Here is a 15,855-nt window from a genome sequence, read left to right on the forward strand (position 1 = left end):
AACTCCCTTCTATAAGCGCATCCTGACCTTCACAACTTTCAGGAAGACAACCACCAGGCATGGATGATAGTTGTTTACCTATCTGAGTTAACCGACGAGTCAGTCGTTTATCACCTAAATCAACTGATTTGATTTGATCATGTTTCTTTGCGATAGACAAGATGTGTAGAAGATTCAGGGAAATGGGGGTGAGCCTTGAAGATGCAACTGCTTGGTCTGAACCGAGCTTTAATGGTGGCTATGGGTGGACTCGAACCACCGACCTCAGCATTATGAGTGCCGCGCTCTAACCGGCTGAGCTACATAGCCACAAGACGCGTGATTTTGTCGTTTTAATGAGAAGATGTCAAGCCTGTTAGCGTATTTTTTTATATTTTTATTTATTATGAGCTTAAATTTTGGAACTAATGCTAATTTTTGATTTGAATGGGTTGATTTTTAACCGGGTTAAAAATGCTATTTAAAATGAGCTGAGGTAGCTTTTTTATTATAGGTATCGTGTTTAACACTAATTAATAAAGCAATTTGAGCCTGGGTGCTTCTTGACCCAGGCTATAGGAAAAATTAAATAATCAATAAATACATTGCGCCCGGTCCACGTAATATTTGAACCAGTAGCTCTTGTTTTTTCTGTAGTGCGATTTGTTGCAGAGATTTTACGTCTTTTACAGGGGCTTTATTTGCAGAAATGATAATATCCCCGGGTCTTAGACCAGCACGCCATCCCGCACTTGTTTCTGAAGCACCAACAACCTGTACCCCTATGACATTACCATGAGGTGGGGTTTCTTGTTCAAAATTTCTTAATGCTAAACCATAGAGGAATGGATTTTCAGATTGAAGTTTTTGCTCATGAGATTTGATATCTGTTACAACTGCGTCTAGGGTAATGGGTTTGCCATCACGTTGAACGATCATTTTAACATTTGAACCTACACGCAAGAGACTGATTGTTGTTTTTACTTGAGTTGCCTGGGTGATTTTGGTGTTGTTAATTTGCGTAATTATATCACCAGACTTTAAACCAGCTCGTTCAGCAGGCGAGTTTGGATTAACCTGTGATACCAATGCTCCTTGAAAATCTTCAGAATAGCCTAATGAGTGGGCAAGTTCTGGAGTTAAATGTTGGACATATATACCCATCAATCCACGGTGTATAGAACCAAATTTGATTATTTGTTGTGCTACATCTTTAGCCATATTAACAGGAATAGCAAATCCTATACCTACATTACCACCGTAGGGTGAAAGAATCGCTGTGTTAATTCCTATTAATTCCCCTTTGGTATTTACTAAAGCTCCACCAGAATTACCTGGGTTAATTGCTGCGTCAGTTTGAATAAAGTTTTCTACGCCTTCAATATTTAAATCACTGCGTTTTAAAGCGCTGACAATACCAAAAGTGGCTGACTGGCTATTACCAAAACTATTTAGACCAAAAGGGTTACCGATAGCAACTACAAAATCACCCACTTGTAATTGATCTGAATCACCAATTGGTAAAGATTTTAGATTTGTAGCATTGATTTTTAATACCGCTAAATCAGTTTCACTATCACTACCAATCAATTTTGCTTTCAATCGTCGGCCATCTTGTAAGGTTATTGTGATGAGGGTAGCATTACGAATGACATGATCATTAGTTATAATGATTCCATTTTGGGCATCTAAAATAACACCAGAGCCAATGCTTTCAAATTTACGTCCTTTTTCTGGAGTAGCTTGATGGGGGCGCCGAGTATTTAATGCTTCATCATCATTTCTAGATGAAGCTCCAGGTGGCGTTGCGTCACTAGGTAAATAACCTTGTACGGCAACATTTACAATAGCCGGCATTATGTTTTTTAAAACCGGAGCGAGGCTTGGGATTGGTGACGGGGCTTCATTAGCCGCATATGTAGCTGAAGCGGTTAAAAGAAGCAAGGTACTCATAAATAATTTGATACGTTTTATCATATTTTAGTCCTGAGGTTGATCATTAAACCAGATTAAGGTAGCTATTCTACCTGTTTGTGAGGTTCTTCGGTAGGAATAGAACTCATTTTTTAACTCAAAAGTACATAATCCTGACTGATATACTGTTTTAATTCCCTGCGAATTTAAAACAACTTCAGCGATTAAAGGTAAATTAGCAAGCCATTTTTCCTTTATGGGCTTGAACGCCTGTTTACTTAAGGAGTAAGTAGTAATGAATTTTTGATAGACTTCATCACCTACTTCATAGCATTGTTGGCAAATCGATGGGCCAATCCAGGCTATCAATTCCGATTCCAGACTATTCATTTTATTCAGTGTATTTTCAATGATGCCATGAGCCAATCCTTTCCATCCCGCATGAATTGCCGCAATCTCTGTGCCTTGTCTGTTACAGAGCATAATGGGTAAACAGTCCGCAGTAAGAATTACTAGAGGATGGTTCTTAGAGCGAGTTACTGAGGCATCTGCATTTCTATTAGAGTCTTCTTCGATTAGGACACAATGGGTGCTGTGAGTTTGCTTTAACCATTGGGGTTCACCAGGTAGTTGCAATCGCTCAATCAGTTGTTGTCTATTTTGCAATACTTGAAGATCGTCATCACCAATACCCATGCCCATATTATTGCTTTCATAGGGTGATTGGCTAAATCCTGAGAGTCGAGTAGTACTCAAGGCGGTAATATTTTCTGGGGCAAGCCAATTCGCTAATTTAGTCTTCATAATGCTCGTCCAATGTGTTTAGAAGGAGCTTAAAGTCATCAGGGATAGGAGCCATAAGCGTCAACTCTTTTTCTGTTTTTGGATGATAAAATGAAAGAGTGCGCGCGTGTAGGGCTTGTCTTTTAAAGTTTTGAAATAGGGTGCGTAAGTGCTCAGGAGCTTGCGATGGAAAGCGCATGCGTGTTCCATATAGTGGATCACCAACAACAGGATGATGGATATATGCTAGATGAACCCTGATTTGGTGTGTTCGTCCAGTCATGAGGTTGACGTCCAATAAGGTAAAGTCATGATACTGCTTCTTTACTGCATAATGAGTTATGGCTTGCCTTCCATGTTCTTGTACGGCCATTTTTAATCGATTTCTAGGGTGGCGTCCAAAACCTGTATCAATAGTGCCGCCGGAAATAATATGGCCTTGTACTAAAGTAATGTAATGACGTTTAATTTCTCGAGCCTGCATTTGGCGTATCAAGGAGGTATGTGCGGGTAATGTTTTCGCTATGATTAACAGGCCGGTTGTGTCTTTGTCGAGTCGATGGACAATCCCTGCTCGAGGTAAATGAATAAGTGAGGGGGAATGATGGAGTAATGCATTAACCAATGTATGTTCTTTATTTCCAGCGCCAGGATGTACAACCATATTTGCTGGTTTATTAAGCACTAGAACATCGTCATCTTCATAAATTATATTTAAAGGAATTTCTTCTGGGATGCAATGTTCTAAATTGGTATCTGTTTTATTAAAATTAACGTTGATATCGATTAGGTCACCATCTTCAACTTTATCTTTGGGTTTACAAGACTGGTGATTAAGCATAATTGAGCCACATTTAATCCAGTTGCTAATTTGTGAGCGTGAATAGTCGGAAAGTAGATGTGCGAGTGCCGTATCTATTCGTTGATTATGGTACTCGCGTGGAATGGTCAATTGTTTTTTAATATGTTCTATCATTAAATCGTTTCAGTCTCAGCGGCAATGAGGCGTCCTCGTAATGAGTTTGGCAAAGCATCACTGATTTGAGTGTCAACAAATTGCCCAATTAAATGTGCTGGGCCATCAAAATTGACTACTCGATTACACTCAGTACGTCCAGAAAGTTGTTGAGAATTTTTCTTGGAATGACCAGTAACTAATATTTTCTGTATGGTTCCAACCATAGACTGGCTATATCGAGATGCTTGTAATAAGAGCCTGTTTTGTAAAATCTGGAGTCTTTGCTTTTTAACTTCCAAAGGTGTGTCATCGGGCAAATTAGCGGCTGGGGTGCCAGGTCTTGGGCTATAAATAAAGCTAAATGAAGTATCAAAACCTATTTCGTGGACTAGATCCATGGTATCTTGAAAGTCTTTATCAGTTTCCCCTGGAAAACCAACAATAATATCTGTAGATAAACGAATATCCGGTCGTATTTTTCGTAACTTTCTAATCTTGGATTTGAATTCTAGAGCAGTGTATCCTCGCTTCATTAAGCCTAAAATACGGTCTGAGCCACTTTGTACCGGTAAGTGTAGATGATTGGCTAACTCGGGTACTTCTGCATAAGCATTAATTAGGTTGTCTGAAAACGCCAAAGGGTGTGATGTAGTAAAACGAATTCTATCTATACCTTCTATGGCGGCAAGATAATGAATTAAAAGTGCTAAGTCAGCAATATCGCCATTTTCCATTGTGCCGCGATAATCGTTAACATTTTGGCCCAATAAATTAATTTCTCTAACCCCTTGTGTTGCCAATTGGTAACATTCAGCAAGCACATCATCAAAAGGTCGACTAATTTCAGTCCCACGAGTATAAGGGACAACACAAAAACTGCAATATTTGCTACAACCCTCCATGATGGAAACAAAAGCGGTTGGGCCTTCAGCACGTGGGGCAGGGAGATGATCAAATTTCTCGATTTCAGGGAAACTAATATCAACAACTGGCTTTTTCTTTTCCATTCTTTCATTAAGTAACTCTGGAAGTCGATGTAGCGTTTGAGGGCCAAAGACAAGGTCAACGAAGGGGGCTCTTTTAATGATATCCGCTCCTTCTTGGCTTGCTACACAACCACCTACGCCAATCACAACATGAGGGTTTTTCGCTTTATATTCTCGCCATTGTCCTAATTGGGAAAAAACTTTTTCCTGTGCTTTTTCACGAATAGAGCATGTGTTAAGTAAGATAACATCTGCATCTTCAACCTGGTCTGTTTTAACCAAACCATGCGATTGCAACAAAACATCTGCCATTTTAGATGAGTCATATTCATTCATCTGACAGCCGTTAGTTTTGATATATAATTTTTTAGCCATATTTAAAATCTACTTTCAAAATGTATTCTTAGGAGCAAAGAGTAAAGCAAGATTTTCCTATTAATAGGAGAGGTACTCTATTGCACCCAGGTTACTTTATAAAATCTAAAGGAGCCATGTATTATTTCATTAATGCGCACTTTGGCAATAAGTTTCTTTGATTTTGGGTAAAATAATTAAAGCAACAAGCATTCCTAATGGAAGAATAGCAAGACCAGTATGATATGCTTCCAAGGGATAAACCCTGACATTACCATTAATTTCACCTTCCCACATTTTATCAAGAATATAACCAATAAGCGGCTGTGCTAATGCTATTCCTATCATATTCATCATATTCATGAAACTTAAACCCGTAGCAACATATTTTTTATTGCATAACTCTTTAGCGACGGTAAAGGCAGGTAAAAATCCTGCAGAAAAAATGCCAAATGCGAGCAATAAGAGCTCCATGTATATTGCTTTACTAATTGGGACAAAAATAAAGAATAAAGAACAAATTAGAGCGCCAACGCAACCTATATACATTGGTGGCTTGCGTAAGCCAATGCGGTTAGAAAATATTCCCCATAAGGGGCTGGCAATTGCCCAACCAACAAAGACCAGAGAAATATAGTTTGCCGCTGTCGTTTTGGTAATCATCATTTTGTTCATTAAAAAAGGAACACCCCATAGCCCACAAAAAACTGGCGTTGCCATGTACATGAGACCACCATAGCATGCAACTAACCAGAGTTGTTTATTCTTCATTAATGTGAGTAAACTTGGAATTAATTGTTCTTCTTCAGTGTGATGGGAGGTAGTAACCTCGTGGCTTTTAGGCGTATCTTTGGCAATAAAAATAAGTAAAACGGCGAGCACAAGACCTGTGCTTCCCATGATCAGCATGCTATGGCGCCAACCAAAACTGTCAATCAATAGTGCTAAGGGAGCTTCTCCACCAATAGCCCCAAGCATCCCTAATGTTACCATAAGGCCAGTTAATAAGGCAAAACGTTGCGCTGGAAACCAATTTGCAGCAAGCTTCATTGTTCCAACAGCTGCGAAAGCAGAACCAAAACCTATCATTAAGCGTGCAACACAAGCCATAAAAAAGCTATCAGTCATACCAAAAGCAATGGTACTCAAGGCACAGACTATAGTAGCTAATGTTAACAGTCGATGTGGGCCGAAATAATCCATTAATACACCACCTGGCAATTGCATCGCTGCATAAGAATAAAAATAGATGCCTGATAAAATTCCTAAAGTTTGGCTGGTAACTGAGAAGTCTCTCATCAATTCGTGACTCATAACACTTGGAGATACTTGTAAGAGACATTCATAAAAATAAAACAAACAACCTAAGCCCCATACCATCCAAGGCATAATTGCTTGCATTCCGAAATTTGTTATTGACTCGGGCTGTGTATTGTAATGTGCCATTCTTTTATCATTCTCCAGGTGTAAACCCTATTGATTTTGACGAAAATTGGGAGTAGTTCCATACTGTAGGGTAATCGATTAAACTGCTTGACGTTTAATTATGCAGTTTTTTCGATCACAAATGCCAACAAACAACCTTATCACATTCATGTATTAAATTCACCATTTAAAATATTAACAGTTTGTTTATTATTTGTCTACTGCTCGTTGGGATCGTTTGTTTCATCAATGACAACCCGAGTTCCCTTCATACCACCTCCAGGTAAATCTATAAATTCCTCATTAAGCCAACGCGCATCCTCAATAAACATCCTGACACAACCATGACTTGCTCTATAACCAGGTAATTCATAACTGCCATGAAGAGCAAAGCCCCTATAAAAATGCATACAATATGGCATTAAAGCGCCACCATCGTTTCCATCAGCGCGTCTTGGAAACACAGTTGAAACACAGTCTATATCTTGTTTGCGAATAATTCGAAATGAACCTGTAGGTGTAGTGCATCCACCAAGGACACCAGGACATTTCCCTATTCCTGAAGAAATTGGCCCCCACCAGAGTAACTCTCCATCCTGGTCGTATGCTGCCCATGCTAATTTTTTTTGACTGACGTAAATTGTTTTTTCACCGTTGGACTCTATGTATCGGGGAAATGGAGAGACATCATAAATCGTTAAACGATCGATATTTTTAGGTACAGCAATAGTGAGTCCGGGACGTAAAGCAATATTCATACGATTAATTCGCTTCACCATATCCCGTTCCTCTTCATTTGGAAAAAGTTTATTCCAACTCTCACCATTTTTAATTTTCATACAAAAATAATCGGGTGAGTTGCATAATGTTTCGCCATATCGATTATGAGCGAAAACAAGTTGACTACAAACCAAGAAACAGATGAATGTTATTATTGATGTTATAAGTTTCATACATGTATCTCAATTCAGGTCGCTATATTTTCTTTAGCGGCATTTTAAATAATAACTTTAAGTATATTGAAATGAAACAATAATTAGGCTTTAAAACATCAATAATTTCATCAATGCTGCTATTTAATATGAAAGAAGATATTATCAGATGAACAACATGTGGATTTAAGAATATTTTTTTCTGTGTATAATAATCCAATTTTTAAATTAGGTTCCAATTATGAGTTGGTTTAAAAAACTGTTACCCTCAAGAATAAATACAGATACTTCTCAAAAAAAAGGAGTTCCTGAAGGTTTATGGCTGAAATGCTCTGGCTGTAATGAGGTACTTTATAGTATTGAGTTGGAAAAAAATTTAATGGTTTGCCCATCCTGTAATTTTCATCATAGGATATCTGCTAGAACCCGAATTAAGCAATTTCTTGATGAGGGGAATCAAGAAGAAATTGCTGCTTCTTTAGAACCTCATGACCGATTAAAATTCAGAGATTCTAAAAAATACAAAGATAGAATTTCACAAGCTCAAAAAGCAACCGGTGAAAAAGAAGCGTTCGTCGTTGTAAAAGGGACTTTATTACAGCAACCTGTAGTAGTTGGATCTTTTGAATTCAATTTTATGGGCGGATCCATGGGAGCTACAGTAGGTGAGAAATTTGTTCGTGCAGTTCATACTGCAACTAAAGAACAAAGACCATACATTTGCTTTACTGCAAGCGGTGGAGCACGTATGCAGGAGGGGCTTTTTTCCTTAATGCAAATGGCGAAAACTTCAGCTGCTTTAGCTAAATTTGCAAACACAGGATTGCCTTTTATTGTAGTGCTTACTGATCCCACTATGGGTGGGGTATCAGCGAGTTTTGCAAGTCTTGGTGATGTAATTGTTGCTGAACCTAATGCTTTAATTGGTTTTGCTGGTCCCCGGGTTATTGAGCAAACAGTAAGGCAAATTTTACCAGAAGGGTTTCAACGTAGTGAATTTTTATTAGAGCATGGCCACATTGACATGATTCTGGAACGAAAAAATATTCGTCCTGTTGTCGCTGAACTGGTTTCTAAATTAACGTGCAAAGCTGCAGGGGTTTAGTTGCCAAAATATCATTATATTAATGAATGGTTACACGAGTTAGAAACCAGAAATACTCAAGAGATACAACTGGGTTTAACCCGCATTAAAGAAGTTGCACATACCTTGCATTTGCAACTTCCCGGATGTCGAGTGATTTCTGTAGCGGGTACTAATGGAAAAGGCTCGACTGTAACGGCTCTTGAAACAATTTATCATTCTGCTGGATATAAAGTAGGTTCTTATACTTCGCCTCATCTTATCCAGTTTAATGAACGAATAAGAGTCAATTTAATTCCTATTTCTGATGATGATTTATGTCAGGCATTTAGCATTATTGAGAACGCTCGAGGGGAAATTCTCCTGACATATTTTGAGATGACTACTCTAGCTGCTTTGTGGTATTTCAAAAAAATGAAATTGGATATCATAATTTTGGAAGTCGGATTAGGTGGACGCCTGGATGCCACTAACATAGTAGATGCTGATTTATCGATTATTACAACGATTGATTACGACCATCAAGATTATTTGGGGGACACCCTTGAAGCAATTGGCTATGAAAAAGCTGGAATTCTTCGTTCTGGTAAACCATTCATTTATGCGGACAATAATCCTCCTGCTTCTGTAATTAAAAGAGCGGCACAATTAGCTTCTCCGGCATATCTTTATGATGTCGATTTTTCAATTCAGGAAAAAAATTCTACCTGGAGTGTTCATTATGGGGAAAAGACCGGACTTTTTTCAATTAATGAATTACCTAAACCCTCGATACAACTTAAATCGGCTGCAGCTGCAATCACCGCATGTTGTTTGTTGAATCAGCATTTACCTGTAGCTCGTACACATTTACACTCTGCAATGCAACGTATTTTTATCCCAGGGCGCTTGCAGTTGCATCGAGGCACTGTGGATGTCTTATATGATGTGTCTCATAATCCTCAATCAGCAAGATTGCTTGCTGAGACGATACAAAGGATGAATAAAACAAAGGTCCATGCTGTTTTTTCTGCGTTAAAGGATAAAGATATTTATAATTTAATTGCGCCTTTAAAAAATTGTGTCGATTATTGGTATCCCGCGCTCTTGGATAATAAACGAGCTGCTGAGGCTGATTTACTGATTACAGTTTTAAGAGATGCAGCAATTTCTGTGGAAATTTGCTATACTAGTCCTCTGATTGCTTTTGAAGCTGCATTAAAGCAATCTAGACTTGGCGACTTAATCGTTGTCTACGGGTCTTTTTTTACAGTAAGTCATGTTATGGCTAATAGGAGATTCAATGAAAATAGTAATTGATGAGAAGCTAAAACATCGTATAGTTGGCTTTGCTGTTGTTTTATCATTGGGTGCTATTTTCCTTCCTTCAATGATGAAGAAATCAAGTCAGCGCTTTGAACATAATTTTAGTGTCAATGTGCAGTTACCTCCTAAACCAACAGCTCCTAAAGTCGCTATATCTGATGAAAAAGAGATGTTTGAGACTATAAAAGTGGCCAAAGTTAAAATCCCCCCTGTTTTAGACCAAAAGGGATCGGATCTCGATAAAGAAGATTTTATTCAATCGGTACAAGCTGTTGATGCAGGAGTTCCTATAGCTAAATCAGAGCCTACAGTGAATCGACAGGTTGCTACAAAACCAATTGAGCTTGCGTTAAATAATGCTGCAAAAAATGCGGCAGAGAGGCAAATTAATGAAGTGGTAGTGAAGCCAGTGAAACTGGTTAAAACTGTCAGCGTGCAGAAACAAACTGCACCAAAGAAAGCTGTTTCCGCGCCAGTTATTGCTAAAGCAAATGAAAGTCGTTCTGCAAGACAAAAAAGTATTTATGCAGTTCAATTAGCATCTTTTGCAAAGATTTCTAATGCACAAGCTTTAGTTAACAGATTACAAAGCCAAGGATATAAGGCCAACTACCTTAAAACAGATGGAAAGCGAGGTGTGATTTATAAAGTTTATGTGGGACACTCACCTGTTAAAAGTGATGTGATAAAAGTAAGGACTCAATTAGCAAGCGCCATGCAGTTGAATGGTTTAGTGGTCAATACTGGAGTTAGCTGACGATGCAATTTCAATGGGTTGATATTATTTTCATAATAATAATAGGGTTGTCCTCTATTACTGGTTTACTAAGAGGATTTGTTAAAGAATTTATTGCAATAGGAGTATGGATCTTAGCTGTGTGGGCGGGTTATAACTATTCGGGTAGTGTTACTCCTTATATACAACCTTACATACAAAATCCATCAATTCTTTCGATAGTAAGTTTTATGGTTGTTGTTCTTGGTGTTTTAATCGCAGGCGGTATCGCTAATTTTGTTATCGGTCTTTTTTTAAAAGGCAGTGGCTTAGGTGCTATGGATAAAGTTTTAGGTGGTATCTTTGGTTTTGGTCGTGGAGTGTTTATCCTGTCACTTATTTTTGCAATATTAAGTATGACCTCTTTGCCTTATCAGCAATATGTTCAAGGCTCTAGAGTTTATAACCAACTAACACCCGTGATTAGCTGGATCTCTGGTTATTTACCAGGACTTCTGAATCAAGCGAAACAAATGGCAGCAAACAATAAGTCCTTCAATCTTATTGATATAACCCCTGATGTTTAATGTATTCATATACAGAATGAGGGAGCTTATTTTTAACATCAGCTCCCTTTTTTATCTCATCACGCAGTGAAGTAGAGGAAATTTCAAAATTACCTGCATCAAATAAAAATAGACTCCCAGATTGAGTGTTCAAAAGTTTCACTTTATTTTCACTTTGATATTTTTTTAAAAATTGTTGCATGATTTCAGGAACAGGTTTCTTAGCAAATTCAGATCGATTGATTACAATGAGATTTGCAAGTGTAATTATTTTTTGCCACTGATGCCATTGAGATAAGGAAATAAAAGCATCATAACCAATAATTAAGGTAATCGATGCCTCAGGTGACTCTGCTCTAAAGCTTTCCAGAGTTTCAACCATATAAGAGGGAGTAGTACGTTCTATTTCACGTAAATCTAACTTGAAATTTTGTTTATAGCGATTTATTGCGCGTAGTATCATTTCTATTCGTTGTTCACTATTAGCAACTGTGGCTGGTTTAAGTGTTGGTGTTTTACATGGAAGAAAAATATAAGAGTCAAAGTTAAAATACTTTTGTATGGCTAAACTTGTCTGCAAATGCCCATTATGAATGGGATCGAATGAGCCACCGAAAATAGCTATGCTGTACATAAATTACCTATTATGTTTCCTAGACATAATGAAAGAGCGATATTCTCTAAAGCATTCCATACTTGCGTATTGATATTTGATTTAATACGTTCATCAATGGAGTAGCAGCATCGATGTAATTTTATTAATGTTTCTTTAGTAAATCGCTTATAACATGTCTGATACAGATTAATGCGTTGTTGCCATATTTTTAATTGATCGCAGGCACTCTTAATATCACTTTTAAGCTCCAGGAGATGATGGAGTTGCATGATTATTCTGATTTCCTGGCTAAGTATCCATAGCACCAAAGTGGCTTCCGTTTTATTATTCGCGGCATGGCGTAAAATTTGAATTGCTTTATCATTTTGGCCAAGAAGACATGCATTAACTAACTCAAAAAGATCGTGCTCGCATTGATCTGATAAATGTTCTTGCACTTGCTGGATATCAATTTTGTGATTACCATCATTAGAAAGTGCTATTTTTTCAATAACCTGGGAACAAGCTAACATGTTTCCTTGGGTATAATAGTGAATTAAATCAGGAATCTGTGGATCAAATGGGATAGAGTTTTTTTTAAATTGCGTGATTATCCAATTTTTCATAGCATCTGCATTAAGTGGATAAGCAACAGTCAGCACAGCGTGTTCTTGGGAAGAGAGCCATTGTAATTGTTTTAGAGATAAATTAGGTGCCCTTATGATAATAAAGCATCGTGGATTAATAGAATTAAGATATTCTACTAAAATTTTCTTTCCTGGCGCATCTATTGTCTTTTTATCAAAAAGTATATTTAAAAGTACAATATCTGAAAATAAAGAATAACTGTTTGCCTCTTCTTTAACACTAATCCAATCTTCGCTAGACTGGACGGAGATTACTTTTTCATCATAGTGATGATTTTTTTTGATGGCAGATTTTATTGTAGCTAAAGAATCTTCTAATAGATAGTTGTCTTGCCCAATAAGCATGTAGAGTGGGGCAATTCTTTTTTGGACTTGCTGTGCGAGCATTTGTTGTTTGATTTGCATATGAAAGAGGTCACCCTTTATTTTTGTAGCCATAAGCGTTCACGCTTCTAGCACAGATAGGCCGAATTTGGCAAATCTTGCGCAAAAATAACACTTTGTAAGCCTTGTATGCTGACGCAGACGGGCTTAAAAGTACCGCCATTAATTGAACCATCCATTCGAATAACAGCTTAAAACGAAGGTTTTTGTAGATGGCTCAGTCTATACAGGATTTGAGTCACAGCATCTTGTTTCATTTCTCCAATTAAGATGCTTTCTTCATCTTTAGAACCCAGAATTCTATCATTATTCAAGGTAAGTTGCCGGGACACACTAACCCTGCTCGGAGGTGTTAACTCTTGTCCTTTTCGAGTTTTCAATATATAGATTACGGTTAGAGTTAACGTATACTGTCTGGGATTGGTGCTTGCTCCAACACTAATAATTTGTTGTTGCAGATTCACTTCATTAATTAGAAGCCAATATTGGGCATGGGAAGGCTCATTAATTTGTATCTTTGAACCTTCCAATCGTGATTCTATTATGGAGATAAATTGTTTGTCGTTATTTTCTGAAATGAGTGCGATATTATTAAGCCAACTAGGTACGTTACTAACGCCACGTAGATGAAATCCACAAGCAGGTAGAAAAGAGATCAGTGCTACGGTAATGATACCTTGTAAAATCAAAGATTGAAACTTTGAGTAACTATATTTCATCAACCAACAACCAAATTAATCAATTGCCTGTGCGCAACAACGATCGCTTTTTTAACCGTTTGATTGGCTAGAAAATCACTGACATGCTGTTTCGCTGCAGCAATTAACGTTTCTTCAGTGGCATCTACGCTAGCAGTAAATTGTCCTCTAAGTTTACCATTTACTTGGACCACATAATCGACTTCATCCGTTTTTAGAGCTCCTTTATCGACTCTAGGCCAATTAGCATCAATAATTGCTTTTTCAAAGCCCAATTGTTGCCATAAGTGATGTGTGATGTGAGGAGTTATAGGAGCGAGTAATCGCAGTAATATACTCATTCCAGAATGAATAAAAAATTTGTCATCTTCGGTTTCTATAGAATAACTTGATAATTCATTAAACAACTTCATACACCCTGAAACTACTGTATTAAATTGATTACGATCGTAATCATGAGTCGCTTGGGCTAAAATTTGGTGCACAATATGGCGTGATTTTTTTAAGCGGCTTTCAGCTTGCTGCCAGTTTACATGACCGTTGCCACTAAGGATCAGGTCATTTATATCAGTAAACATATTTTGATGCTGATAAGCAAAATACCAAATTCGTTTAAGGAAACGATGTGCGCCTTCTACGGCAGTATCCGACCACTCTAAAGATTGTTCTGGTGGTGCTGCAAACATAACAAATAGTCGAGCTGTATCCGCTCCATAAGTGTTAATCAGATGGTTTGGATCTACGACGTTGCCAACAGATTTAGACATTTTATGCCCATCTTTTAAAACCATACCTTGGGTTAATAAAGCTTTAAAAGGTTCATCTGAATTAACTAAGCCCTCGTCACGCATTAATTTATGAAAAAAACGGGCGTAGAGTAAATGCATTACAGCATGCTCTATACCTCCTACATATTGATCGACAGGAGTCCAATATTTTGCCCGATCATCGAGCATGGCATTTTCTTGGCCTTTGCAGGCAAAACGTGCGTAATACCAGGAAGACTCGACAAAAGTATCAAAAGTATCTGTTTCACGATATGCATCCTGCCCGCATTTCGGACAAGTAACATTCACAAATTCAGGACATTGAGCTAAAGGAGAACCAGAGCCCGTAAACGAAACATTTTCTGGGAGTACTACTGGAAGATCTTCATCTGGAACAGGTACTGTGCCACATTGCTCACATAAAATCATGGGAATAGGCGTTCCCCAATATCTTTGTCTCGATACACCCCAGTCACGCAACCTGTAATTAATTGTAGCCTTACCTGCATCATGCTCTTCGAGAAAGTTTGTTATGGCTTCCAGAGCTTGAGTAGAACTTAATCCATCAAACTGGCCTGAATGAACAAGCGTTCCTTCCCCGACATAGGCTGATAGATTAAAATCATGTACAACATTATTTTCTGGTTTTATGACTACTTTTATAGGTAATTGATATTTTTTTGCGAACTCCCAATCTCTTTGATCGTGAGCCGGAACCGCCATTACAGCGCCAGAACCGTATTGCATTAGTACAAAATTTGCCACCCATATAGGTAGATTTTCTCCCGTTATAGGATGAATTGCAGTCATTCCGGTATCTACACCCCGTTTTTCCATAGTAGCTAGCTCTGCTTCAGCCATTTTCGTGCCTTGGCAGCTGTCAATAAACTCTTTTATTTCCTTACAATTATTGGCTGCTTCTTTGGCTATAGGGTGATCTGTTGCTACTGCAAGATAAGTTGTGCCCATGAGGGTATCGGGCCGGGTTGTATAAATTTTTAATCGTTTGGGGTGGTTATTGACATTGAAATAAATTTCAGTCCCAGTAGAACGTCCTATCCAGTTGCGCTGCATCTGTTTTACTTGTGATGGCCATTCGTCCAAACTATCTAGTGAACTTAATAACTCATCAGCATAAGCTGTAATTTTAATAAACCACTGAGAAATTTCTTTTCTCTCAACCAAGGCTCCGGATCTCCATCCTCGTCCATCGACTACTTGTTCATTCGCTAAAACAGTTTGATCGACAGGATCCCAATTGACTACAGCATTTTTTTTATAAACTAAACCTTTTTCAAATAATCGAATAAAAAACCATTGCTCCCACCGGTAATATTCAGGGGTGCATGTGCTAATTTCACGTCTCCAATCATAGGCATTACCAAGGCGTAAAAACTGCTTTTTCATGGACTCTATATTCTTTTTAGTCCATTCAGCAGGAGGAATACCATTTTTTATCGCTGCATTTTCTGCAGGCAAACCAAATGCATCCCAACCTATAGGTTGCAAGACATTTTTGCCTAAAGCACGTTGATAGCGGGCAATGACGTCGCCTATAGTGTAGTTACGTACGTGCCCCATGTGCAATGTTCCACTTGGGTAGGGGAACATGGACAAACAATAAAATTTCTCTTTGTTCAAATCTTCTGAAACATTAAATGATTGTTTTTTATGCCAATATTGTTGAGCTTGTTCCTCAACTTCTTGTGGTATATAGGTTTTATCCATGGTCCAAATTTTTAAGTGACTCTAAATCGCTAAGG

General features: G+C 38.0%; 15 protein-coding genes and 1 tRNA gene. 4 read left to right on the plus strand and 12 right to left on the minus strand.

Going from position 1 to position 15,855, the window contains the following annotated elements:
* The 8 genes from EKG34_RS10160 to EKG34_RS10195 all read right to left on the minus strand — a co-directional run.
* Window positions 1-178 (minus strand): IS4/Tn5 family transposase DNA-binding protein (locus EKG34_RS10160; RefSeq protein WP_242616751.1); only part of this gene is annotated, 178 nt, incomplete at its 3' end.
* Between the two features lie 54 nt (window positions 179-232).
* Window positions 233-309, minus strand: a tRNA-Met gene (locus tag EKG34_RS10165).
* A gap of 255 nt (window positions 310-564) precedes the next feature.
* Window positions 565-1,956: a Do family serine endopeptidase gene (locus EKG34_RS10170; protein ID WP_003636084.1), complete on the minus strand. Its 1,392-nt coding sequence runs from the start codon at window positions 1,954-1,956 to the stop codon at window positions 565-567.
* A gap of 3 nt (window positions 1,957-1,959) precedes the next feature.
* Entirely contained in the window at window positions 1,960-2,697 is a 738-nt protein-coding gene (gene pgeF, locus EKG34_RS10175) for a peptidoglycan editing factor PgeF (protein WP_003636085.1), read from the minus strand.
* Entirely contained in the window at window positions 2,687-3,652 is a 966-nt protein-coding gene (gene rluD / locus EKG34_RS10180) for a 23S rRNA pseudouridine(1911/1915/1917) synthase RluD (RefSeq protein WP_003636087.1), read from the minus strand. The genes pgeF and rluD overlap by 11 nt, the downstream gene beginning before the upstream one ends.
* Window positions 3,652-4,995, minus strand: a complete 1,344-nt coding sequence (miaB, locus tag EKG34_RS10185) for a tRNA (N6-isopentenyl adenosine(37)-C2)-methylthiotransferase MiaB (protein ID WP_012979292.1) — start codon at window positions 4,993-4,995, stop codon at window positions 3,652-3,654. Before miaB ends, rluD begins: the two co-directional genes overlap by 1 nt.
* Before the next feature lie 129 nt (window positions 4,996-5,124).
* Window positions 5,125-6,420, minus strand: a complete 1,296-nt coding sequence (locus EKG34_RS10190) for an MFS transporter (protein ID WP_003636091.1) — start codon at window positions 6,418-6,420, stop codon at window positions 5,125-5,127.
* Between the two features lie 197 nt (window positions 6,421-6,617).
* Window positions 6,618-7,352, minus strand: coding sequence for a L,D-transpeptidase (locus EKG34_RS10195; RefSeq protein WP_012979291.1), 735 nt, complete (start codon window positions 7,350-7,352; stop codon window positions 6,618-6,620).
* Window positions 7,353-7,572: 220 nt separating this feature from the next.
* Between EKG34_RS10195 and accD the strand changes: the two genes are divergently transcribed.
* Genes accD through EKG34_RS10215 form a run of 4 tightly spaced genes read left to right on the plus strand, consistent with a single transcriptional unit; the run spans window position 7,573 to window position 11,022 of the window.
* On the plus strand, window positions 7,573-8,436 hold the full coding sequence (gene accD / locus EKG34_RS10200; RefSeq protein ID WP_003636095.1) for an acetyl-CoA carboxylase, carboxyltransferase subunit beta: 864 nt from the start codon (window positions 7,573-7,575) through the stop codon (window positions 8,434-8,436).
* The gene (gene folC / locus EKG34_RS10205; protein ID WP_003636096.1) at window positions 8,437-9,714 is read left to right on the plus strand and encodes a bifunctional tetrahydrofolate synthase/dihydrofolate synthase; all 1,278 of its coding nucleotides are present in this window, start codon (window positions 8,437-8,439) and stop codon (window positions 9,712-9,714) included.
* The gene (locus EKG34_RS10210; protein ID WP_003636097.1) at window positions 9,698-10,477 is read left to right on the plus strand and encodes an SPOR domain-containing protein; all 780 of its coding nucleotides are present in this window, start codon (window positions 9,698-9,700) and stop codon (window positions 10,475-10,477) included. The genes folC and EKG34_RS10210 overlap by 17 nt, the downstream gene beginning before the upstream one ends.
* 2 nt (window positions 10,478-10,479) lie before the next feature.
* On the plus strand, window positions 10,480-11,022 hold the full coding sequence (locus tag EKG34_RS10215; RefSeq protein WP_003636100.1) for a CvpA family protein: 543 nt from the start codon (window positions 10,480-10,482) through the stop codon (window positions 11,020-11,022).
* Here EKG34_RS10215 and nadD read toward each other — a convergent pair.
* From nadD to leuS, 4 genes are all read right to left on the minus strand, one after another.
* Window positions 10,997-11,635: a nicotinate-nucleotide adenylyltransferase gene (gene nadD / locus EKG34_RS10220; protein WP_003636101.1), complete on the minus strand. Its 639-nt coding sequence runs from the start codon at window positions 11,633-11,635 to the stop codon at window positions 10,997-10,999. The two genes, EKG34_RS10215 and nadD, sit on opposite strands and share 26 nt — an antisense overlap.
* A complete protein-coding gene (gene holA, locus EKG34_RS10225) occupies window positions 11,623-12,648 on the minus strand; it encodes a DNA polymerase III subunit delta (protein ID WP_003636102.1) in 1,026 nt (341 codons plus the stop codon). Before holA ends, nadD begins: the two co-directional genes overlap by 13 nt.
* Window positions 12,649-12,818: 170 nt before the next feature.
* Window positions 12,819-13,346 (minus strand): LPS-assembly lipoprotein LptE, encoded by a 528-nt coding sequence (locus EKG34_RS10230; RefSeq protein WP_003636103.1) that lies wholly within the window; start codon window positions 13,344-13,346, stop codon window positions 12,819-12,821.
* Window positions 13,346-15,820 carry a leucine--tRNA ligase gene (gene leuS, locus EKG34_RS10235; protein WP_012979290.1) on the minus strand — a complete coding sequence of 825 codons (2,475 nt, stop codon included), beginning with the start codon at window positions 15,818-15,820 and terminating at the stop codon, window positions 13,346-13,348. Before leuS ends, EKG34_RS10230 begins: the two co-directional genes overlap by 1 nt.
* Window positions 15,821-15,855: the final 35 nt, after the last annotated feature.

It is taken from the genome of Legionella longbeachae, from assembly GCF_004283175.1.
GTDB lineage: Bacteria > Pseudomonadota > Gammaproteobacteria > Legionellales > Legionellaceae > Legionella > Legionella longbeachae.